This is a genomic window from Ktedonobacter sp. SOSP1-85, from assembly GCF_016587415.1.
Lineage (GTDB): Bacteria > Chloroflexota > Ktedonobacteria > Ktedonobacterales > Ktedonobacteraceae > Ktedonobacter.
On the sequence record NZ_BNJI01000001.1, the window covers coordinates 1,151,492 to 1,173,173 of the forward strand.

The 21,682-nt window shown below is 55.4% G+C and carries 19 protein-coding genes; 11 read left to right on the forward strand and 8 right to left on the reverse strand.

Annotated features, from left to right (window positions below):
* Positions 1-46: 46 nt before the first annotated feature.
* A complete protein-coding gene (locus KTE_RS05110; protein WP_201379223.1) occupies positions 47-1,318 on the reverse strand; it encodes a serine/threonine-protein kinase in 1,272 nt (423 codons plus the stop codon).
* A 232-nt stretch (positions 1,319-1,550) separates the two neighbouring features.
* Positions 1,551-2,537 (reverse strand): alpha/beta hydrolase, encoded by a 987-nt coding sequence (locus tag KTE_RS05115; protein WP_201386977.1) that lies wholly within the window; start codon positions 2,535-2,537, stop codon positions 1,551-1,553.
* 270 nt (positions 2,538-2,807) lie between these two features.
* Here KTE_RS05115 and KTE_RS05120 point away from each other — a divergent pair, with 270 nt between their 5' ends.
* Positions 2,808-3,521: a TetR/AcrR family transcriptional regulator gene (locus KTE_RS05120; protein WP_201379224.1), complete on the forward strand. Its 714-nt coding sequence runs from the start codon at positions 2,808-2,810 to the stop codon at positions 3,519-3,521.
* A 183-nt stretch (positions 3,522-3,704) separates the two neighbouring features.
* Here the strand turns inward: KTE_RS05120 and KTE_RS05125 are convergent, their stop codons facing one another.
* The gene (locus KTE_RS05125) at positions 3,705-4,121 is read right to left on the reverse strand and encodes a cupin domain-containing protein (RefSeq protein ID WP_201379225.1); all 417 of its coding nucleotides are present in this window, start codon (positions 4,119-4,121) and stop codon (positions 3,705-3,707) included.
* A 240-nt stretch (positions 4,122-4,361) separates the two neighbouring features.
* On the opposite strand from KTE_RS05125, the gene KTE_RS05130 reads away from it, so the two are divergent.
* Positions 4,362-5,702: an ISKra4 family transposase gene (locus KTE_RS05130; RefSeq protein WP_201378069.1), complete on the forward strand. Its 1,341-nt coding sequence runs from the start codon at positions 4,362-4,364 to the stop codon at positions 5,700-5,702.
* Positions 5,703-6,048: 346 nt separating this feature from the next.
* On the opposite strand, the gene KTE_RS05135 is transcribed toward KTE_RS05130, so the two are convergent.
* Positions 6,049-6,534 (reverse strand): MerR family transcriptional regulator, encoded by a 486-nt coding sequence (locus tag KTE_RS05135; protein ID WP_201379226.1) that lies wholly within the window; start codon positions 6,532-6,534, stop codon positions 6,049-6,051.
* 93 nt (positions 6,535-6,627) lie between these two features.
* Between KTE_RS05135 and KTE_RS05140 the strand changes: the two genes are divergently transcribed.
* Complete coding sequence (locus KTE_RS05140; protein WP_201379228.1) at positions 6,628-6,975, forward strand: hypothetical protein; 348 nt, start codon at positions 6,628-6,630, stop codon at positions 6,973-6,975.
* A gap of 637 nt (positions 6,976-7,612) precedes the next feature.
* Here KTE_RS05140 and KTE_RS05145 read toward each other — a convergent pair.
* Positions 7,613-8,152 carry a DinB family protein gene (locus KTE_RS05145; RefSeq protein ID WP_201379229.1) on the reverse strand — a complete coding sequence of 180 codons (540 nt, stop codon included), beginning with the start codon at positions 8,150-8,152 and terminating at the stop codon, positions 7,613-7,615.
* Positions 8,153-8,714: 562 nt separating this feature from the next.
* On the opposite strand from KTE_RS05145, the gene KTE_RS49230 reads away from it, so the two are divergent.
* Positions 8,715-9,539 carry a PadR family transcriptional regulator gene (locus KTE_RS49230; protein ID WP_201379230.1) on the forward strand — a complete coding sequence of 275 codons (825 nt, stop codon included), beginning with the start codon at positions 8,715-8,717 and terminating at the stop codon, positions 9,537-9,539.
* A gap of 102 nt (positions 9,540-9,641) precedes the next feature.
* Here KTE_RS49230 and KTE_RS05155 read toward each other — a convergent pair whose 3' ends face one another.
* The 3 genes from KTE_RS05155 to KTE_RS05165 all read right to left on the reverse strand — a co-directional run bounded on the left by KTE_RS05155 (position 9,642) and on the right by KTE_RS05165 (position 12,877).
* Positions 9,642-9,956, reverse strand: a complete 315-nt coding sequence (locus tag KTE_RS05155) for a DUF3307 domain-containing protein (protein WP_201379231.1) — start codon at positions 9,954-9,956, stop codon at positions 9,642-9,644.
* 209 nt (positions 9,957-10,165) lie between these two features.
* Entirely contained in the window at positions 10,166-11,725 is a 1,560-nt protein-coding gene (locus KTE_RS05160; RefSeq protein WP_201379232.1) for an O-antigen ligase, read from the reverse strand.
* Positions 11,726-12,157: 432 nt separating this feature from the next.
* Positions 12,158-12,877 carry a metal-dependent transcriptional regulator gene (locus KTE_RS05165; protein WP_201371704.1) on the reverse strand — a complete coding sequence of 240 codons (720 nt, stop codon included), beginning with the start codon at positions 12,875-12,877 and terminating at the stop codon, positions 12,158-12,160.
* Between the two features lie 289 nt (positions 12,878-13,166).
* Between KTE_RS05165 and KTE_RS05170 the strand changes: the two genes are divergently transcribed.
* From KTE_RS05170 to trpB, 7 genes are all read left to right on the forward strand, one after another.
* On the forward strand, positions 13,167-13,910 hold the full coding sequence (locus tag KTE_RS05170; protein ID WP_201379239.1) for a LysM peptidoglycan-binding domain-containing protein: 744 nt from the start codon (positions 13,167-13,169) through the stop codon (positions 13,908-13,910).
* 575 nt (positions 13,911-14,485) lie between these two features.
* Positions 14,486-15,523 carry a tryptophan--tRNA ligase gene (gene trpS / locus KTE_RS05175; RefSeq protein ID WP_201386979.1) on the forward strand — a complete coding sequence of 346 codons (1,038 nt, stop codon included), beginning with the start codon at positions 14,486-14,488 and terminating at the stop codon, positions 15,521-15,523.
* A gap of 71 nt (positions 15,524-15,594) precedes the next feature.
* Entirely contained in the window at positions 15,595-17,205 is a 1,611-nt protein-coding gene (gene trpE, locus KTE_RS05180; RefSeq protein WP_201379240.1) for an anthranilate synthase component I, read from the forward strand.
* Between the two features lies 1 nt (position 17,206).
* Positions 17,207-17,770 (forward strand): aminodeoxychorismate/anthranilate synthase component II, encoded by a 564-nt coding sequence (locus KTE_RS05185; protein ID WP_201371701.1) that lies wholly within the window; start codon positions 17,207-17,209, stop codon positions 17,768-17,770.
* A 51-nt stretch (positions 17,771-17,821) separates the two neighbouring features.
* On the forward strand, positions 17,822-18,865 hold the full coding sequence (gene trpD, locus KTE_RS05190) for an anthranilate phosphoribosyltransferase (protein WP_201379241.1): 1,044 nt from the start codon (positions 17,822-17,824) through the stop codon (positions 18,863-18,865).
* Positions 18,866-18,869: 4 nt separating this feature from the next.
* Positions 18,870-20,303: a bifunctional indole-3-glycerol-phosphate synthase TrpC/phosphoribosylanthranilate isomerase TrpF gene (gene trpCF, locus KTE_RS05195; RefSeq protein WP_201379242.1), complete on the forward strand. Its 1,434-nt coding sequence runs from the start codon at positions 18,870-18,872 to the stop codon at positions 20,301-20,303.
* A gap of 132 nt (positions 20,304-20,435) precedes the next feature.
* On the forward strand, positions 20,436-21,674 hold the full coding sequence (trpB, locus tag KTE_RS05200) for a tryptophan synthase subunit beta (RefSeq protein WP_201379243.1): 1,239 nt from the start codon (positions 20,436-20,438) through the stop codon (positions 21,672-21,674).
* The last annotated feature ends 8 nt before the right edge of the window (positions 21,675-21,682 follow it).

Sequence of the window (21,682 nt, forward strand, 5' to 3'; positions counted from 1 at the left end):
ATTAGGCCATGCAAGCATGGACCCTATAATTTGGCGACTGCTCTCATTAGCCATTCGGAAAATAGAAAGATGAGAGCAGGGCGCCTACCAGGCCGAGTAAAAGCAGGACGACGACCAGCAACGCCAGCCACTGGCTCCAGAGGAGGCCCAGGAAGCAAGCCTGCATGTCTTCGGCAGGGTCTGGAGGCTGCGGCTCTGGCAAGGCCTGGGCGCTGGCGAGAACCTGGTTTTCCGTAGGGGCCGCTGTCAGAATGCCTAGAGGGGATGCGACAGGGGAAGTAGATTCCTGTACAGGTTTAGCCATGGTCAACAGGCCAATTACCTCGTGCTTACGTAATATGGGGGCAGGTTCGACTGACTGCTCTTCGCACTGGAAGCCGGTCACAGGCTGCGAAAGCGTAGCGGGTGCCATGAATGGCCTATGCCCGCAATGCTCCTGCGGCTGGGACGGCGCAGGCTCCAGAAGCGGAGAAAGCGGCAGGACAATACGTTCAGACATCACGGCCTGCTGAAAAGCCTGGCTGAGTTCATGTGCCGAGGCGAAACGCTCCTCCGCTCGCTTCCGTAACGCGCGCAAAACCACCTGCTCTACCGATGAAGAGAGCGTGAGATCGAAACTGCGCAGGGCAGGTGGCGCCTCCCGTACATGTTTGAGTAATACGTCGGATGGGGTCTCGCCCACAAACGGCAGGTGGCCCGTCAACAGGCGAAAAAGCAAGACGCCAAGCGCATAGATATCGCTTGAGCGGCGCAAAACGCCGAGCGATTGTTCAGGGGCGGCATAGGCAGCCGATCCCCAGCCTACACATGTCAGCGACTGCTGGCGCTCATCATAGCCACAGGCAATGCCAAAATCTGCTAGCAGCATCCGCCCATCCGCAGAAACAAAGATATTCGAAGGCTTCAAATTTCCATGAAGCACCTCATGCTCATGCGCGTACTGCACGGCGCAACATACTTGCTGTATGATAGATAGAGCCTGGATCGTTGAAAAGCGCCCCCCAACCTTACCTAGCAAATCGTCTAATGTCCCCGTCACAATAAAAGGGGTCACCATATAGAGCAAGCCATGCTCCTCGCCATACGCCAGCAACGGTAGGATATACTCCTGCTGAAAACGCATGATCTTGCGCGACTCAGAGAGAAAATAGCGGCGTGCAAGCGAGTGCAAGGCGTATCCAGGCCGAAAGACCTTTACCGCGACCTCTCCCTCCTCCAGGTGGGCCGACCGCGCACAGTAGACATCGGCCACCTGCCCCACAGCCAGCCGCCTGAAGAGGTAATAACCATTGAGCGTCGTTCCTGTCACATTCTTCATTACCTCTTCCTTTCCGCGCCCTCTTACAGCAAACCTTCGAGCCGTTTGGCACGTATCTTTGCATAGAGGATATTGCTAAGAACTGACTTTACCGAACTAAACGCGAATTGGAGCGCTTTTCGAAGATATTTTAGGTGGACGCAAATAATTCGTGAGGAGACGCCCTGGCTTTCCATGAGATTGTTTGCCCCAAGGGAAGGAGGCTTTCGAGAAATGTCCCCCTCTCTCGATTTCAGGAGTGGTAGGCCGGGAGGTGCTTGTCTGAGCGGCGAGATAGATCAAACGCGCGTTTTAAGGCAGCTAACAGATCTCGCGCGGCAGCCTGTGTCACCTGGGCGTCGGCGACCATACGGAAGCCGTGGTAGGCGCCAGGATAGACGTGCAACTCCGTTGGCACGCCTGCTCGCATCAGGCGGCGAGCATACTCCAGATCTTCCTCCAGAAACAGATCGAGAGCACCCACGTAGAGAAAGGTGGCGGGTAAGCCCTCCAGATGCTCAGCACGTGCCGCCGCAGCATAGGGCGAAACATCGGGCCCCCCAGGTTCCTGGCCCAACAAAGAACTCCAGCCAAAGCGGTTGGCCTCCGGCGTCCAGATGAATTCCCCCGTGTACGGATGCGGGTTTGCTAGTGTACACGTGCGATCATCGAGCATCGGAGCGAGCAGAAATTGGAACGCCAGGGGGACTTCCCCACGGTCACGTGCCAAGAGCGCTAATGCAGCGGCCAGCCCTCCTCCTGCGCTGCTGCCGCCAACCGCGATCCGATTCGAATCGATACCCAACTCGCCGGCATGAGTAGAGAGCCATTTCAAGGCCGCGTAACAATCCTCGACCGAACCAGGATGGGGCGTCTCAGGGGCCAGACGGTAGTCCACCGAAATGGCAGCACACCCGAGAGCTGACACGATGCTTTTGACCGTGAGATCTTCCGCGTCAGCCGAACCCATAATATACCCGCCCCCGTGAAGCCAGAGCAGGGCTGGGACCACTCCCTGTACTGAGGTTGGCAGGTAAACCAGCACTCGTACATCGGGCGCCCCTTCTAGGCCAGGGATGAAGCGCTCGCTCACGGAAAGAGCAGAAAACTGGGGCAAGTCCGCAGATGCCTGGGAACTCATGGCGCGTATCTGCCTCAGGGTTTCATCAGTTAATACGGTGGCAGGAATCTGGTCAAGGAGAGCAACAAGCTCAGGATCAACAAGGTGCCTGGTCGTCATCATACCTTCCTTCATTCGTATTCCTCTTGCTCAATGACGGAAAACAGGTCATGTGGCAGCCGTCTGCGGCATGAGCACGAGCTAGCTATGCCATCCCGGACCTTCAAGACAAACACGTGCTCTGTTTTGCATCGTGCTTCAAGCTTCATCTGTGCTTGACGAGGGTTACGGGAGGCCTTATACTCCATATAAGGACAACTGTCCTCAATAGGGAGATTGTAAAGGACAACTGTCCCCCTGTCAAGAGGAGATCACACAAAGAGAGGTGCTATGGAAGCAGGGAAACAGCAGGAACGGGGTGTTATAGCAAAGCGCAGTGGAAGGGAAGCGGGGATGCGCAGGAGGCCAGAACGGCGTCAGGCAGCCGATTTTGACCAGCGAATCTTGCGGGTGGCTCGGCAGTTGTTTGCCGAGCGAGGCGTTGAGGATGTCAGTATGCACCAGATTGCCCAGGAAGCAGGCGTTGGTCAGGGGACGCTCTATCGCCGCTACGCCCACAAGGGCGAATTGATCCTGGATCTGCTTAATGAGAGCGCCCAGCGATTCTTAGAGGAGATCCAGGCCTATGCCCAGGATGGGGAAATATGGTCAGCATTACAGCGATTAGACAGCGTCCTCCAGAGATGTATCACCTTCATCGAGGAGGAAGGACCATTCCTGGTGGCCATCATGGATACGTCGTCTGCTGAGAGACGAGAGATGAAGTTTGGCACGCAGTACTATCGGGCCTCCCATAGCCTCATTGTGCATTTGCTTGAGGAAGCCATTACCCAGGAGGAACTTGCGCCGCTGGACACCATCTACACCGCCGATGCGCTCATCGCAACCTCCGATCCTGCCCTCTATCTCTTTCAACGGCAGAGGCGAGGATACACGCCAGAACAGATCTTAGAAGGGATACGACGTATCTATATCAAGGGCGTGTCTGTTCGCTCTCTCGGCAACCAGGCTCGCGACGATCAGCCTGAGCCTCCTCCGGCTTGAAGGTGGTAATTGTGCTGAATGTTCGAGCGAAAATACTGGGCTGAGGACCATCGCATCGAACATTCAGCGCTTTTTTTACGCGAACCTTTGCACAAATTTCACCAAGATCTGCCTAGCATGTTCGGTGGCCACATAAATGGAGAACCGCCATCGAGACGGAAGGCAAGAACGTTGCCAAGAATGTCAGTGAGCAGCCTTGTCTTGAAATGCGTTGATCACAATCGCATGGAGTTCCTCGTCCCCTGTCCAGACGGTGTGGTCGGCATGAGCAGGCCAAAGAACGGCGTCACCAGCCTGGATCTCACGCGTTTCCCCCGTGGAGCCACCGATACGCACTGTTCCCTGACCGTGAATGACCAGGAAGAGGATCGGATGATCTGCTGAGTGTTCTTCTATGTGGGCATGCGGATCAAAGTACATCGCCTCCACCTGCAGTTCAGCATCCAGCAGCAGAGGCATGCCATTGACACGCCTGGCAAGCGCTTCCAGTTTTTCAGGAGGGACCTGTCCACGTTGGAGCTGGATAGGTACACCGTACAGACCAGGATGATTGCCAGGGATTTTGATTTTGAGCTCAGAGCTGAAACGTCGAATCTGCATGAGTTTGTCTCCTTGAAGCAACAGAGCATAGAGCCCTGCTGATGATTTGAGCGTACGACGACCCATATCATACAGGAGAGAACGAAAACACACACCAGCCCTTTGGACGATGTTTTTTAGGCATTATTCCAGTATACTAGAAAGGGTTGTGCCCAAAAGAGGGGGTTGAAGAAAACAAGAGGACTTCTCCGTATTGGAAACAGAAACGCAACATCTGAAGATCCAAAGGAGAATGCCCTCATGCAAGTGCAAGTATCGCTCACGCTCGAAGTTTCTGCAACTACAGGTTTGGCTGATTTGGAAGAGGCCATTGTGACACAGGGCCGTCAAAGCATGTGTAGGGCCTTGCAACAGGCTATCAGGCAGTGGGAACAGCGCCAGCGGCGCTGTCCTCGATGTAAAAATGACGATGTGCGCGTGGAAGGCACCGTTGGTCGAAGGGTGCTGCTGGTCTTTGGCCGAGTGCGCTTGGCCTTGCGACGCTACCGCTGTCAGCACTGTTTGCATCGCTGGTGTCCAGCCCGTCATCTCTTGCGTGATCTGCGTGGGCAGCAGGTGAGCCCTGGCCTGCGAGAGGCAGCCGTGCTTGCAGGAAGCTCCTGGCCTTACCGGCATGCTACTCAGCTCTTGGAACGCTTGAGTGGGGCTCAGATCAGTGCCGAGGAACTTCGTCAGCTCACGATGCAGCAAGGAGAGCAACAAGCTTGTGTCCAGCAGCAGCATGCTGAGCAGGTGCTGAACGCAGCTCCCAACGAAGGGAAGGGCGAAGCTGGCGTGGTGGGCATGGATGGGGGCTGGACGCACAGTTGCGAGCAAGCGGGAGGCATGGAAGGCAAGGTGGCTGTGGTTGCCTGCAACAAGCAGGTGCAAGAGCCCAAAGCGCAACCTGATCCCTCGCAATTGACCTGGTATGAGCTGGCGAAGCGCAGTGCGAAAGGAAAGCGACTGGGTCCAGTTCACCAGCGAGCTCGCTGGATGAAACGCTGCTACGTGGCCACCTTTGCCCCTTCCAAAGCCTTGGGGATATTGGCTGAGGCAGCGGCCCGTGAGGTGGGACTGGATCAAGCCAAGAGCGTGGTGGTAGCTGATGGGGCGCAGTGGATCAAGCAAGAAGCCAAGCAGCACTTTGCCAAGGCGACACATATCCTGGATTGGTTTCATCTCTGGCGCGTGGTGCGCAAAGCCATTCGAGAGACCCAACGCGACCAGCAATATCCTGAGACCTGGCTCACCGAGCAGATCACTGAGATCAAAAGCTGGTTGTGGCATGGCGAGGTCGATCAAGCTGTCAAGCGGTTACAGAGTTGGCAAGAGAAAGGGGAAGGCAAGGCCTTGAAAGCCGCTGTGACCTATCTGCAGGAGCAACGGGAGTGGATCGGCTCGTATGAAGCATGGAGACAGGCAGGCTATCCGGTGGGCAGTGGGATTATTGAGCGAGCGGTGTCTCTGGTCATCAATCGGCGTATGAAACGACGAGGGATGCGCTGGAAACGAGACAATGCCACAGCACTGGTGGCGTTGCGAACCGACTTTCTCAATGCCGATTGGCAGCGCCATCCATCTCATCGAGCATTTGTGTAGCCAACAGCCCCCAGTTTTGGGCACAACCACTAGAAAGAGAAGAAGGAAAATGCTGATTTCCCTTGCCCTCCTTGCGGTAACATCACGCTAGCAAAGAGCTCTTCTTGCGCCAAACCTACGTCCCCAAAACGCCAATCTCAAGTCCACATGAATTTCACGCTACGTATATCTCCCTAGAACCAATGGGCGAGAAGATTGGCTGCAATTTCTTCGTAAGTGGGAAAAGACTAACGGCATGCGTGGAGAAACAACAAATTGTTGTGCCGACGAAGTAAGAGGTTCTCGTCAGTACCCACGGAATGCGCAACGAGGTTGCTACAAGAAAGCCATCTTGCGTGAATCAGCCTCAGAAGTGAGATTGATTCCCATCACATTCTGATTTGTTTCGAGAGAACAGAGCGCCTTGTTCGCTTTCGTTTGATGATGCAAGAATGGGTGAAAGCCCCTTGCTCTGGTATTCTTGAAGGCATTCCCCCAGATGAAGACAGCCACATTGTAACAAACGCTCCAAAATCCGTTTGGTCTGCTGGGCATGAGCGATGATGGCCTCAACCTCTTTGAGTTTGATTTGAGCAAGCGACTGCCACCGCTCTGATGCTGGCGTCGAAGCGTCAAATCCTGCGACTAGCAGATGCATCTCAGCAATAGTAAACCCCGCCTGTTGAGCCATCCGCAGGATGGCCAACAACTCAAGAACGCTAGCATTATAGCGACGATGCCCTCCAGAGGCTCGACGAGGGGTTGGGAGTAAGCCCATACTTTCGTAGTAACGCAAGGCGGATGTTCTCATCCCTGCCCGGCGCGCCACTTCCCCAATGGTCAGTTCTTCCATCTCTCTGCTTTTTCCTTTCCCTCTTGACTTCAAGTTCACTTGAAATTGTATGCTTGGGGCAAGAAATATGCAAGATAAGAGGAGATTTCAGCAATGTCATTTCAGCCATCTGACCCGGTCCTGGCATGCAATAGCGCCGCCATTCCGAAAGAGGTTCGACCTCTGCATCAAGCCAACACCAAACGCATCTTTACCTCCGCTCAAGAAGTACGAGAACTCGAAACCGGCTATGCCTTGCGGCTCGCCGATGAGATAGACCTTTTGCAAACGGTGGTGGCGTTTCTTCGCTACGAACGCCTCTGTTGCCCTTTCTTTCACTTCAAACTGGAGATGGAGCCAGACCAAGGACCAGTCTGGCTCCATATTACGGGAATCACTGATGTGAAAGAATTTTTACGGAGTGAGGGATTTGCGCCACCCGCCCCTCTCCCTCCACATTGAGAGAGCGAGTAAGACCAACTCTGTTGAGTCGTTCCTGAGAACAGGAAGCCGCCCTTATCCAAAGAGCGGCTTCCTATTTTGCGTTTCGCCTGTCTCTTTTTCTTCCATGGGAGCTTTCCATCCATAGGAAGGAGCACGCGTTTTACTGGATTTAAGGAGGACAATGGAATACTGCGCTATCCAGCAGGGTGTCCCAAGAGGCGCGAATATGTGGCGGGCATTCGCAAATGCCGTGCTCATATCTCCACGTTTGAGATTTGTAGCATATTGTGGCAAAAAGGAACCCTAATATACTTCAGAATCGGAACAACGAAAAATCCTTCACAGAGAGAGTTTGAGTCGAGTAGGGAAGCTTTTCATCAGTCAACCAGCTTGAGAAAAGTGATAACACCCTGCATTACTTCCAGTTGCTCTTCAATGTAAGTGCAGGTTGGGAGAAGGCCATTCGTGTTTTGCCTGTTTCTCCTGGAAGGCAAGTATGCAGCTACAATATCCTTTACGGAAAGCAAGAGAGTCGGAGAGTGTTGGTGGTACAGTAGAGAACCATCGGCAGTCTGAATGACATGCACGAGGAGCTGACATATCGATGGATTGCTTCTCGCCTTCCAGCAAAGAGCGTAACACGTCCTCGGTACGATCAGGATGGCTCAGCTAGAGGAGGTTCGGTAATATGTCCGCCCAGATCACCAAGCTCGGGAGCGTTGATACCCTGAATGCCGAGGAGGATGACGAGTTCCCCACCGTGATGAAGATCGTGGGACATGATGCGCCAGATCGTCCACTGGCGCGAGATCGCGTAGGTTTTTCCCCAGTACGTATGCTGATACGTCTGGGCCAGGTCACTGATCGTCCAGGAGTTGAGTGTGGTCTCGATCATTTGCCAGGTCACTTCCAGGCGCCTGACGAGTTCCGCCGCATTTTCGACAATACGATGCTCCTCTTCCCATCCATTGACCTGATGAACGACCTCCTTGCTGCCAGGTGCTTGCATCCGTTGGAACCAACCAACCCGTCCCAGGCTCAGGTGGCTAGCGATTTCTCCTACAGAGCGCAGATGGGGTGCAGGTCGATAGGCTAACTGTTGGGGGGAGAGTGGAGCAATGGTTCGTATCAAGCTACGCTGATGGCCATCCCAGCCTTCGTACACACTCATCAATGGGGATGTGTCTGTTATCATCAAGAAACTCCTTTTCGGTTTGCTTTTTGAACATTCGACCTCTTGAAGTATATTATGGCAATGTAGAGCATTTTCTAGCAAGAAAATCAGGATCAGACCACCAATTTGGTGGAGAACATACAACGCAACGACTCATTGTCACGTCTTCTGTAAACGACTGGATTGATGACCTTCTACCTTGAAGCCGGGCAGAAAACCCGAAATTGATCGCCCCGCAATTTTGAAAACATCTAATCCTGGGGTACCGTGACGTGTCGAAGATCTGGTAGATTACGTGTCCATCGAACCACCACTCCACTCAATCGTACAAAAAGAGAAGCTACTATCTAACAAACGCACATGAGTATATCGTTAGCGCAGCACAAACTCGGGTGAATGAGCAAAGATTCGGATAAAAAGTGGACACAAATTCAGGTGAATTACCGCCAGGCGAGATATTGCTACATTTGGGTCTTGACAACAATACGATATATCGTTTATATTATCAATAACGATATATCGTATTGAGCAAATGACAATGAGAACAGCAAGTACAACACCATCTTGAAAGGAGTGGACAGCAATGCCACGCAGATTTGGAAAAGATTTTGCATTTGAGGGCGCCGGCGGAGACTGGGAGGGGTGGACGCCCCCCTGGGAGTCTGAGAGGCGCCATGGACATCATGGTCATCATGAACATCATGGTCCAAGAGGCTTCGGGATGTGGATGCGTCGTCGCGGCGGGTTTGGCCCTGGAGGTCCCTTTGGTCCTCACGGCCCCTTTGGTCAGCATGGCCCATTTGGAGCCGAGGGTCCCTTTGGCCCTGAGGGTCCCTTTGGTCCTGAAGGCTTTAAGAAGCGCTTCTTTGGGCGCGGTGATATGAAGTATGCCCTGCTAGAGCTTCTACAAGAGCGCCCTATGCATGGCTATGAGATGATGAAGGCCCTGGAGCAGAAATCGAACGGCCTGTATGCCCCTAGCGCGGGTTCGATTTATCCAACATTACAAATGCTTGAAGATCGCGGCCTGGTCACCGTGACCGTAGAAGAGGGCAAGAAGATCTATCACATCACCGACGCCGGGCGTGCCTTCCTGGGCGAGCGCAAGGCGGAGGAGACAAATCCCGCAGGGGGCGCACCTGGACATAACCCCTGGTGGGAGCGCTTCGCGGGGCGCGTTGAGCGTTGGGATGCACCAGAGGTACAGGCACTACGTACCGAGGCTGCCGAAGTCGCACGCCTCTTCGTTATCGCGGCGCGCAGCACAGGTGGAGATGCTCAGCGTCTGACGCAGCTCCACAAAATCCTGGAGGAGACACGCAGTGATCTCTCTACGTTCATCTATGGCAAGGGTGAGAAGCCAAGTGGTCCAGAGGGCGAGAACGGTCCCCAGGTTGAACAAAGCTAGTGCATAATACACATGAAAGAGGGCGTTGCAAGGTTTGCAACGCCCTCTTTCTTATACATTGTAAAAGCGTCAGCAGCATCGCGCCGGCCACAAACGCCATAGCTAGAATTTGAACGCGAGAATAAGGACGATGGTTAAGATGTGGAGGAGTTGATCAAGCCAGATGGGACCGATGAGTTTATAGCGCGCCTTCAGTGGGTCAACAATAAAATGGGTCGCAAAAAGAAGCAGTGTTGCCAGCCAGGAGGGATGGGCAAAGAGCACAAAGACAGCGGTATAGGTCGCACAGTGATAAAAATTGACTTCCCAACTCTTACCTTTTTCCAGACTCATCCAGGTGCTTTGAAAGGCAAAGTCACCCACAAAGTGACAGGCGCACCAGACGAGCAATGTCATCACGGGGATGTCTAATAGCATATATCTTCTCCCGAAAAAACTCTTTTTGTAGTGTAACAGGGATCGGGAGAAGATAGCTATGAGCGGCCTCGCATTCCTACTGTGAGGCCGCTCACAAAAGACTAGTCTACTCTGTACAATTTCGTCTGAAAGGGCTTCATCCCGCCTGCGGCGGGAGGGAAATGACGCAGAGGGGCTGATGCCCCTCTGCACTCCCTACTTTTCCTTTTCTAGGCTTTTTCGCGCCACCAGGCGGTCTGTGTGAGCTGGCGCAGAATGAGCAACGCGGCACACAGCAACCAGAAACAGTAGGCGAGATCCTGTTCCAGGAAGGCGCTATCGATCTGACCCTGCACCAGGGCTGCCACCATGGAGGCACCAACACCTACCACCAGCCAGCGATAGACGGCACGCTCAGCCAGGGGAGCCGTGCGCAAGCGCAACAGGATGCGAGAGAAGGTCCAGAAGAAGAGTACCAGCAGCGCTATAAAGGCCAGCAGGCCAAAGATCCCAATGCTTACCCAGACATGCAAGAAGATGTTATGCGGATGTGAGAGCGTTGGCTCATCACTCATCCCCGTCGAAGCACCAGTTATAGGATCTTTGACAATCCAGTAGTGGTACATCGATGTGTGGCACACGCTGTTGAGGCTATAGTGGCAGAGCCAATTATCAAGCCCAACACCAAACCAGGGATAATCCTGGATCATATGCCAGGCGGATTGCCAGAGATAGATGCGCTTCTCAGCCGTACCCACGCCGTGGCTGGAGTGACGTCCCACGACAAAGCCAAGGATACGGTCATGGTAGAGCGCAAAGACGACACCTGCGACGACCAGCAAGACAACCGTCGCGATCAGCAAGACTTTGCGATTGGGCAGGGAGAGCGCACCGATGAAGAGGAGCGCGGCTCCCAGGGCCAGCCAGGCCCCGAGCGATTGCGTCAGGAAGATCGAGATCAGCATGGGGAGACAGAGCACAAGTATCAGGAGGCGCTGGCGCCAGGAGAGCTTGAGCGCTACCAGCCAGGCCAGGGCAATAGGAAGCCCATAATCGATAAAGAGACCGATATTATTCGCATTGCCGTAGACGGTATGAATGCGCACGCCATCAGCCTCTTGAGCCAGGGTATTCTTCATGAAGAAATACTGAATCACACCAAAGAGGCCAATCATCAGACCCGCGCCAATAAGCCCCTTGAGCAGATTTGTTACCTGGCGTGGTGTGCGAATATAGCCCAGGACCAGCACCACATAGAGCAGCGGCAGCAGCACTTCTTTGCGCAGGGCCACCTGGGCATTGCTACGTGAATAGGCAATGACGACTGATACACAGGCCGCGAGCAGAAAGATCGCAGCCGGGAGCAGGAAGGGGCCGAGACGCTCACGCAGCGCCCGCCAGGAGAAAGAGGCGCGCACCTCCTTCTTCAAGACAAGCTGTCCCAGCGCCAGCGCAAAGAGGGCAAAGATGGCGATCTCGGCCAGGCTAAAATGCAGAGTTTTGTAGACGGTCTTTGGGTAATGATCCTGAAAATAGGGCAGCGTCAATGGAAAGAGTGCCAGGGCCAGAGGGAGGCGCATCCAGGCCAGGACCAGAAATATAAGGAGAAAAGGCAGGCCCAGGAAGGGCAGGAGCGAGGCTGGCACAACATGGGGATCGTTCAAGATCCCAAAGGGGAGATTGGTATTTCCTAGCAGATAGTAGAGCATAAAGGAGAGCACCATGCCTATCCCAATGAGCCAGTCTCGACGCGAATTTTCGGTCTGTGCATTGACTAACTCTTCAGACAAGATCACGCCTGCACGTCTTTTTTGTGCTGGTGCCTTCTGCCACTCTGCATCCAGGGAAGGTCTCAACTGAGAAGATTCATGCTCATCATTCATAACATTTTCACACAATCTCGCTAAGATCTTATTCCGAAACCCAACATCACTCGCGTGCCTAGCGCTTCCCCCATTCGGGGACAAGCGCGCTCAGGTTTTCGAATAAGTAGTAAGTATTTAGACGCACAGATATATTTGTTCTCGCCGTAAAGAAGAGAACGAGGCCAACATCCTTATTTTTAGGCAGTATAGCAAATATGCGTCGATCTCGTCCAAGAATGAGACGAAAAGACCAGCCTGATGTTGCCCGCACTGCTAAAGCACGCGCTTACATGTGAGCAGGCTGGTCCTGACAAGAAGTGTAAGATGAGAAGGCACGTTAGCAAGAGGGAATGGACATTAGTTAGCAACGACCCAGATTTTAGCGGCAGAAGCCTTGCTAATCGCGACCTGGCGTCCATCCACTTGTAGCAAGAACTGCTCGCCACGAGCAGTGGGATCGACGTCAGGCTCCACATGCTCCTGCGAAAGCACGGTCACATGCATACGAGGGGTAATGCCTTTCTGATGCAGGTAGAGGATCAACGCCTCTTCATCCTCAACGACTTCAGAGATACAGAGCACAGTGACTTGCTGCCCCTCGGAAACACTGGAGAGGCGCAGGGCATGATTGTCCTTGAGATAGGTGCGAGCATTGGGAACGATGCCGGGGATAGGGTTGCCATGGGGGCAGGTCTGAGGCAGATCGAGGCTAGCAATCACACGCGACTCGACCGCGCCAGAGATAAAGTGCTCGAGGCGGCAGGCCTCTTCATGCACCTGGTGCCACTGCATTCCCAGCATATCCACCAGGAAACGTTCGGTCAGGCGGTGACGGCGTAGCACGGCCTCCGCCGCCTCATAACCAGCCTCAGTAAGGGTGATATGGCGTTTGCTGTCCATCTCAATGTATCCAGATTTCACCAGGCGTTTTAGCATCTCCGTCACGGTAGGCGCGGAGACCCCAAATTTTTCGGCCAGACGCGCGCCAATCACGAGTTCGCCTTCAACGCTCATGTTATAGATACTTTCCAGATATTCTTCGACCGTCGCGCTCAGCGCTTCGCCTGCTTTCATCATTCTTGGCCCCGTTTCTCCAAACTTGCTAGCCAGTCATATGCGTAGACATTTTCCCTCACTGTAACATGCAGGAAAAAAGCCGTCAAGAGCGTTATTTCAGCACAGCAGAAGGGTAGGGAGTGTGACGCATGGTGGCAGCCGCAGGCTGCCACCATGCGTCACACTCCCTACCCAAGCCAGCGCCGCAGGCGCGAGAAGACATTAAGAATTGGTATGTGCTTATACAAGAGATGTTTATATTAAAGATGTGTTGCAGGCAGAAAGTTGTAAGGGGAGGGGGTAGTGCAAGATGAGAAAATACTTTTTGCAGAAGAGACGGGGCAGAGGGATGCTGCCATCGCCGTTGTTGGGTGTCTTGCTCCTCTTCCTGTTTACGATGAGTTTTCTCCACTTCCAGACCTTCGCAGCCGATCCAGGGGCGGGCAAGGAGTGCAAATGGTATACCGTCCAGGTGGGAGATAACCTCAATCATATCGCGCAACAATCTGGGGTCTCATTAGCGGATATCGCCCAGGCTAATTACCTGCTGAATATGAACCTGATTCTCTATGGCCAGCAGCTCTGTCTGCCCCAAACGATACAAGAAGCTGGAATATTAGAAGATGGAAGTGTACGCTGGTATGCCTACACGGCACTGGAAAGCTCCTCAAAGACACAGGTGGAAGATATGCTGCGCCAGTACGCGAACGACTATGGTCTTCCAGCGGACCTTGTTCTGGCAATTGCCTGGCAGGAAAGCGGCTGGAAGCAGCACGTCATCGCCAAGGATGGCGGCATTGGTGTCATGCAACTTATGCCCTATACGGCGAAGGCACTCAACAGTACCATTAGTACGAGGCGCGACCCCTATAAGCTTGAGGACAACATCCGCCTGGGAACGTATTACCTCTACAAATTGTGGAAGCGCTATGATGGCGACCTGGACAAGGTGGTCAGCGCCTATAACGAAGGCTCCTGGAACCTGGATCACTACGGCATCTTCAATCATACATATGTCAAAAGTGTAAAGGCCCTGATGGCAAAATATGAATGAAGAAAGCGAAAATGCGCGCATATAGCACTTGACAGAACACAAATTTGTTACTATACTTTTTTCATACGCACAAAGAAATACCGAACGCGATGAACAGGAAAAGTACATAGCCTGTCGACGATGCCAGAGAGTCGGGGATGGTGGAAACCGATATCAGCACAGCTATGGAATGGGCCTGCAAGCTAAAGAGCGAACGTTCTACGCCGATAGAATTAGTAGTACTCTTTCGGAACGTCCCCCGTTATCGAGGACAGGATATGTCACCAGGGCAGAGCCAGAAGTAGAGAAAAAGATTGAGCGCTCTGACGAGGCCGTATCCGGCAAAGAGGGATTATTCGCAACCCAGAAAAGCAAGATAGGCAGCAAAACAACACGATACTGGCGGATAATCTGAACAAGGGTGGTACCACGAAAGCGACACGCTTCTCGTCCCTGTGGGGGATGAGAGGCGTTTTTTGTTTTCTCTAAATAGGCAATTTTCTTCGTATACGAAAACCAACGCCACTGCCGTGGCTAGCGCTTCGCGCTCAGGTTTTCGAGAGGAAGTTTATGGAGATGGAGCAATGACGATTGAGATGAATGTGAAAGCCACTGAGCAGCTAGCGGCGGGAACTGGCAAGCCTCCCGTGAAGAAACGCACCTTTTCGGGTGTGCAACCGACCGGAAATATTCACCTGGGCAACTACCTGGGAGCCATCCGCAACTGGGTCGAGGGACAGGCACAGTACGAAAACATCTTTTGTATCGTTGACCTGCACGCGATTACCCTGCCCATCGACGCCAGAGAGCTGCACGAGAATACACGCAAGCTGGCCGCGCTCTACCTGGCAGTGGGACTGGACCTGGAACACTGCAAACTGTTTGTCCAGTCGCACGTCCAGGAACACGCCGAGCTGAGCTGGATTCTCAATTGCTTCACTCCTATGGGCTGGTTGAATCGCATGACGCAGTTCAAAACCAAGGCGGCGGATGATCCGGATAGCGTGAGCAACGGCCTGTATAGCTACCCGGTCCTGATGGCCAGCGATATCCTGCTCTACCACGCGCACTATGTCCCCGTTGGTGATGACCAGCGTCAGCACGTCGAGCTGACACGTGATATCGCCCAGCGCTTCAATAGCCTTTACAAGCAGCCGGTCTTTACGCTGCCACAGGCACAGATCCGCGACGTCGCGGCGCGCATTATGTCGCTGAGCGAGCCAACCAAGAAGATGAGCAAGAGCGATCCCGATCCGCAGTCGCGCATCAACCTGCTGGATGATCCCAAGGTCATTAAGAAGAAGATCGGGCGCGCGCAGACAGATTCTGAGCGCCTGGTGAAGTTTGATCCCCAGCGCCCCGGCATCACCAGTCTGCTAGGCATCTACCAGGCGATCACGGGCAAAGAGCAGGCGGTGATCGAGGCCGAATTCGAGGGCAAGGGCTATGGAGACTTCAAGGCCACGCTCATCGAACAGCTCGTCGCCACGCTGGAACCCATTCAGAAGCGCTACTACGAATATATCAATGATATGGGTGAACTGGAGAACATCCTTAAGCAAGGAGCGGACGCGGTTCGCCCCATCGCGCAGGAGACAGTTCGCAACGTCAAAACAGTTGTAGGTCTGGGTTAACACAAAGTGAAAGGGCTTCTGAAGTGAATCACTTCAGAAGCTCCGCCAGAACAGAGAGAAGGATTTTGAGCATGCTATACTCGCCATCGCTCGCCGAAATTCAAAGGCTGCACGACATAGAGACGGGTAGTCAGGATGTCAGCAAGAGCAGACCCATACTGCCCCTCTATTGTGATATCCTGGCCGACATGGAGACCCCTGTTTCCGCGTATTGCAAAACGGCCCAGAATCCCTATAGCTTTCTACTCGAAAGCGTCACCGGGGGAGAGCAAGTCGCACGCTATTCATTCATCGGCATTGACCCCTACATGGTCATGGTGCACCGCGAAGAGACCGCGACCCTGCTCAAGATGAGCAAGAATGAGCGGGGTGAGATCAACACACGCCGAGAAGAGGTTCCCTGCCACGATCCCCTGACCCTGATTGAGCAGGAGTTAGGCCAGTACCGACTGGTCTTGCCACCCGATATGGCGCCCAACGAACTGCCCAAGTTCTTCGGTGGCAGCGTCGGCTACCTCTCCTATGAGGCGGTCTCGCGCTTTGAGCGCGTGCCCGTACCCGCCAAAAACACACTTGATCTGCCCCTATCGGTGATTATTTTTACTGAGACAGTGCTGGTCTTTGACCATGTCAAGCAGCGCGTGCGCGTGATCACGCACCTGCACCTGGGCGCGCCAGACCTGCAAGCCGAATACCAGCGGGCCAGTGCCATCCTTGAGGATGTGCAGCAGCGCCTGCGCCAGCCGGTACGCGTTCCCCTGCCAGAGCCGGAGCAGTTGGAGCAGAAATCCGAGCCCTGGGCCTCCAATCGCACACAGGAAGAGTACGAGGAGATGGTACGCCGCTCGATTGAATATATCAAAGCGGGCGACGCCTTCCAGATTGTACCCTCGCAACGCTTCAGCCGCCGCATCACGGCTGACCCCTTTACGGTCTACCGGGCGCTGCGAGCCATCAATCCCTCACCCTATATGTTCTACCTCGACCTGCAAGACTTCTATGTGGTGGGGGCATCGCCAGAGCTACTGGTGCGCTATGAAGACGAGGAGGTCACGATTCGACCTATCGCGGGCACACGGCCGCGAGGCGGAGACTACCTCAGTGATCAGCAACTGGCCGACGAGTTGCGCCAGGATCCCAAGGAGCAGGCGGAGCACGTCATGCTGGTAGATCTGGGGCGCAACGATGTAGGACGCGTGAGCGAGCCTGGCAGCGTCAAGGTCGATGAATTCCTGACCATTGAGCGCTACTCACATGTCATGCACCTGGTCTCGAACGTCACAGGCAAGCTGAGAGAGAATGTCTCGCCATTTGAGGCCTTGCGCGCGGGCTTCCCGGCGGGAACGGTGTCGGGCGCGCCCAAGATTCGCGCCATGGAGATCATCAGCGAGCTGGAGGGCGACCAGCGCGGACTCTATGCGGGCGCGGTTGGCTACTTTAGCCATAACGGGAACCAGGAGACGGCCATTGCCCTGCGCACCATGGTAATCAAAGATAGTGTGGCCTATGTGCAGGCTGGTGGTGGTGTCGTCGCCGACTCGGACCCAACCAAGGAATACCAGGAGAGTGTCAACAAGGCCCGCGCCCAGATGCGCGCCGTAGACGAGGCCGAGAACATTACGCGCGAATATCTCCAGGCGCATGCCGCCACGGTCGCGCTACCCAGCGGGAAGGACCAATAAGATGTTGCTGCTCATCGATAACTACGACAGCTTTACCTACAACCTCTACCAGTACCTGGCAGAGCTAGGCGCGGAGGTCCTCGTCAAGCGCAATGACCAGATCACGCTTGACGAGATTGAGGAGCTCCATCCCGAGCGCATCGTCATCTCGCCGGGGCCCTGCACGCCAAATGAAGCGGGCATCTCGTGCCAGGTGATTGAACGCTTTGGCGCGCGCACGCCGCTGCTGGGCGTCTGCCTGGGACACCAGGCCATTGGACAGGTGTATGGCGGACGCGTTATTCGCGCGCCAGAGCCGGTGCATGGGAAGACGGCCCTCATCTATCATGATAACCAGGGCGTCTTTCAAGAACTGCCAAAACCCTTTGAGGCCACGCGCTACCATAGCCTCATCGTCGAGCGTGAAACCCTGCCAGAGGCACTGGAGATCACGGCCCAGACGGAGGACGGCCTGATTATGGGATTGCGCCATCGCGAGTATCCCGTGGAGGGCGTCCAGTTTCACCCCGAATCTATCATCACAACAGCAGGCAAAGAGTTGTTACGCAATTTTTTAACCCGGTAAGGACGCCTGGGGCACGAGGCCGACAGGCAGAAAACGAGGAGAGAGCGAGCAATGATACGAGAGGCAATCGGGCATATCGCCAGCGGCGGTACCCTGAACGAGGATGAAGCCGCCGAAGTCATGGAAGAACTGATGACGGGAGTCGCCACGCCCTCCCAGATGGGCGCGTTCCTGGCAGTATTGCGTATACGCCCCGGTGGCGAGACCATTGAAGAGATCGCGGGCATGGCGCGCGTCATGCGCGATAAGGCCGTCCAGGTCCATCTCGATGAGCAGAGCCAGGCCCGAGCACTCGACACCTGTGGCACGGGTGGCGACCTGGCAGGAACCTTTAATGTCTCCACGGGCACGGGTCTTATCGCCGCCGCGGCGGGAGCAAAGGTCGCCAAGCACGGTAACCGTTCGGCCACCAGCCATTGTGGGAGCGCGGACGTGCTGGAGGCCATGGGCATGAAGATTGATCTGGGGCCGCGGGAGATCGCGCGCTGCGTCGACGAGGTCGGATTCGGCTTTATGTTCTCACCAGCCTATCACCCGGCCATGAAATATATTGGTCCCACCCGGCGCGAGGTCGGCATTCGCACCATCTTCAACATCCTTGGCCCGCTCACCAACCCGGCGCACACCAGCTACCAGGTTCTGGGCGTTCCCGACCGTAGCGTGATGCGCAAGATGGGCGAGGTTCTGTTGCGCCTGGGCTGCCAGCATGCTCTCATTGTGCATGGAGCCGATGGCCTGGACGAATGCTCGCTGAGCGCGCCAACCTATGTCTGCGAGGTGCGCCAGGGCGCGGAAACGCGCGAATACAGCATCACGCCGGAGGACTTTGGCCTACCCCTGATCAGCGACCGCGCCGCCTTTAAGGGAGCAAACGCGCCCGAGAGCGCCGAGATGCTACGTACGCTCCTCAGCGACTATAGCGACAACCCGAAGACGCATATGCTCTGCCTGAACGCGGGGGCGGCGCTCTATGCCAATGACCTTGTGCCTTCGATCCATGAAGGCATCAAACTTGCCCAGTCCGCACTACGCGAAGGTAAAGCCAGGCGCACCCTCGCCGATGTTATAGAGTATACACAATCGATTGCCAGGTAAAAATATGTTTCTTGATCGCATCGTCACACAAACGCGTCTCGACCTCGAAGCGCGTAAACAAGAGGTACCACTAGAGGAGCTACAACGGCAGGCCAGGGCACAGGAGCCGCCACGCGACTTCGCGAGGGCTTTCGAGCCACGCTCAGAGATGCACCTGATCGCGGAGGTGAAACGCGCCTCGCCCTCGAAGGGCATGCTCATCCATGATTTTACGGATGCCACTCCCGTAGAGCTGGCTCGAACCTATGAAGCCAATGGGGCAGCAGTCATCTCAGTCCTTACCGAGCCGCATTTCTTCCTGGGTTCGCCCGCGTATTTGCAAGCCATCAAACAGGCCGTGAAGATCCCGGTGTTGCGCAAAGATTTTATCGTCGATGACTACCAGGTGTACGAGGCACGCGCCTGGGGGGCGGACGCCATCCTGCTTATCTGCGCGCTGCTAAATGATACTCAGCTACGCCACCTGCTAGGGCTGGCGCGCTCCCTGCACATGGAGTGCCTGGTCGAGGCGCACAGCGAGGAAGAGGTGCGGCGCGCCGTCGAGGCCGGGGCGCTGGTCATTGGCGTCAATAGCCGCGACCTGGTGACCTTTAAAATGCACCCGGATCTCATTCGCGATATGCGCCAGCAGATTCCGGCCGACCGCATTGTTATCGCCGAGAGCGGCATTCATAACGAGGGGGACGCCCGGCGCATGGCGCGCTACGATGTCCAGGGCATGCTCGTTGGCGAATCCCTGGTCGTCTCAAAAAATATATCAGGGCAAATCCAGAGTCTTCTGCGAGGGGCAAACGCGAGCACGCAAGTCAAGATCTGTGGCCTACGCCAGGCGGAGCATATTACCACGGCCATTGAGGCAGACGCGGACCTGCTCGGCTTCATCTTTCATGAGCCAAGCCACCGCTATATTGAGCCTGCCCACGTCCGCGAGATCGTAGCGAGCAGCAGCTACGCTCAGCGCCTGGAGAAGGGGCAACGCGTGCCTGACCTCGTTGGGGTCTTCGTCAATAAGGAGGCCAGCTTTATCAACGACGTTGCGGAGGAGGCTGGCTTGCAATATGTACAGCTTCATGGGGATGAGAGACCCGAGTTCTGCCAGCGTATCAAGCGACCCGTCATCAAAGCCTTGAGCCTGCGTACGAAGGACGACCTGGCGAGGTTGCGGGATTATCGCGAGGTTGCGTGGCGGCTCCTGCTAGACACGCCAACACCACAGTGGGGCGGAACAGGCGAGGTCTCTGACTGGCAACTGGCACGCCAGGCAGCACAGGAGCAACGCATCTTCCTGGCGGGCGGTTTGACACCTGAGAACGTCAGCGAGGCCCTTAAACAGGTTCAGCCCTGGGGCGTCGATGTCAGCAGCGGTGTCGAAAGCGAGAAACAGAAAGATCCCGAGAAAATTCAGCGCTTCCTGAGCCAGGTACGCACCAGCCTGTAGGGGCAGAGCTTGCTCGGCCTCCGAGCGTAGCGACTGCCCCCAGCAACTGGATATCGGCCTGCGGGCCGGGCGAGTCCATGCCAGCATGGACCCTACAAGCGCGTTGAGAACGACTAGAAAGAGATAATACGCATGCAAGCACAAGAGGAAAAGACGCCACAGTATCAGCACCAGCGCTATCCCGATCAGCGGGGACGCTTTGGCGCATATGGCGGCCAGTTTATCCCTGAGAGCCTCTCCACGGCCTTTGCCGAGCTGGAAGCAGCCTATGAGGAGGCACGCAAAGATCCAGCCTTCCAGGCCGAGCTAGAAGCGTACCTGCGGCACTATGTGGGTCGTCCCACACCACTCTACTACGTCCCTCGCTTCTCAAAGCTCGTCGCACCAGATGTCAAGGTCTATCTCAAGCGCGAGGACCTGGCGCATACGGGCGCACATAAGATCAACAACGCCCTGGGGCAGGCGCTCCTGGCGAAGCGCATGGGCAAGCAGCGTATTATCGCGGAGACGGGCGCGGGCCAGCATGGCGTCGCCACGGCCACGGTCTGCGCCATGCTGGGGCTAGAGTGCATCATCTACATGGGGTCCGTCGATATCGAGCGCCAATCGCTCAATGTCTTTCGCATGAAGCTCCTGGGGGCCGAGGTACGCTCAGTCGATACTGGCTCGCGCACACTGAAAGATGCCATTAATGAAGCTTTCCGCGATTGGGTCGCCAATGCCGAGAGCACCTTCTACCTCTTTGGGACCGCCGCAGGCCCCCATCCCTATCCTCTCATCGTGCGCGACTTCCAATCTGTCATCGGTACCGAGGCGCGCGAGCAGATTCAAGATTTTGAGGGACGGCTTCCCGACATGATCCTGGCCTGTGTGGGAGGCGGCAGCAACGCCATAGGCATCTTCTACCCCTTCGCCGATGCCAGCGAGGTCAAGTTAATCGGCGTGGAGGCTGGGGGACGCAGCATGGAGCAGGGAGAACACGCGGCCACGCTCGTCGCGGGAACGCCGGGTGTGCTACATGGAGCCATGAGCTACCTACTCCAGAATGAGGATGGACAGGTCTTTGACACACACAGCATCTCGGCAGGCCTGGACTATCCCGGCGTCGGCCCAGAGCATAGCTATATGAAAGACAGCGGACGTGCCACTTATGGAGCCGCCAGCGACGCCACCGCCCTGCGCGGCCTGCAAGAACTGAGCCGAACCGAGGGTATCATCCCGGCACTGGAGTCATCGCACGCGCTTGGCTACTTGATAGAGATGGGAGAGCGCGGCGAGATCGCCCCAGGCTCACTGATCCTCGTCAACCTCTCCGGGCGCGGCGATAAGGATATGATCACCGTCGCGAAGGCACTGAACGTAAGCCTGTAGAAACAGAA

Coding starts and splice junctions, on each gene's coding strand:
- trpB (WP_201379243.1), top strand. CDS start 20,436: ATGCAAGCACAAGAGGAAAAGACGCCACAGTATCAGCACCAGCGCTAT.
- trpS (WP_201386979.1), top strand. CDS start 14,486: ATGAATGTGAAAGCCACTGAGCAGCTAGCGGCGGGAACTGGCAAGCCT.
- KTE_RS05165 (WP_201371704.1), bottom strand. CDS start 12,877: ATGATGAAAGCAGGCGAAGCGCTGAGCGCGACGGTCGAAGAATATCTG.
- trpE (WP_201379240.1), top strand. CDS start 15,595: ATGCTATACTCGCCATCGCTCGCCGAAATTCAAAGGCTGCACGACATA.
- trpCF (WP_201379242.1), top strand. CDS start 18,870: ATGTTTCTTGATCGCATCGTCACACAAACGCGTCTCGACCTCGAAGCG.
- KTE_RS05145 (WP_201379229.1), bottom strand. CDS start 8,152: ATGATAACAGACACATCCCCATTGATGAGTGTGTACGAAGGCTGGGAT.
- KTE_RS05120 (WP_201379224.1), top strand. CDS start 2,808: ATGGAAGCAGGGAAACAGCAGGAACGGGGTGTTATAGCAAAGCGCAGT.
- KTE_RS05170 (WP_201379239.1), top strand. CDS start 13,167: ATGAGAAAATACTTTTTGCAGAAGAGACGGGGCAGAGGGATGCTGCCA.
- KTE_RS49230 (WP_201379230.1), top strand. CDS start 8,715: ATGCCACGCAGATTTGGAAAAGATTTTGCATTTGAGGGCGCCGGCGGA.
- KTE_RS05130 (WP_201378069.1), top strand. CDS start 4,362: ATGCAAGTGCAAGTATCGCTCACGCTCGAAGTTTCTGCAACTACAGGT.
- KTE_RS05185 (WP_201371701.1), top strand. CDS start 17,207: ATGTTGCTGCTCATCGATAACTACGACAGCTTTACCTACAACCTCTAC.
- KTE_RS05115 (WP_201386977.1), bottom strand. CDS start 2,537: ATGACGACCAGGCACCTTGTTGATCCTGAGCTTGTTGCTCTCCTTGAC.
- KTE_RS05110 (WP_201379223.1), bottom strand. CDS start 1,318: ATGAAGAATGTGACAGGAACGACGCTCAATGGTTATTACCTCTTCAGG.
- trpD (WP_201379241.1), top strand. CDS start 17,822: ATGATACGAGAGGCAATCGGGCATATCGCCAGCGGCGGTACCCTGAAC.
- KTE_RS05135 (WP_201379226.1), bottom strand. CDS start 6,534: ATGGAAGAACTGACCATTGGGGAAGTGGCGCGCCGGGCAGGGATGAGA.
- KTE_RS05125 (WP_201379225.1), bottom strand. CDS start 4,121: ATGCAGATTCGACGTTTCAGCTCTGAGCTCAAAATCAAAATCCCTGGC.
- KTE_RS05140 (WP_201379228.1), top strand. CDS start 6,628: ATGTCATTTCAGCCATCTGACCCGGTCCTGGCATGCAATAGCGCCGCC.
- KTE_RS05155 (WP_201379231.1), bottom strand. CDS start 9,956: ATGCTATTAGACATCCCCGTGATGACATTGCTCGTCTGGTGCGCCTGT.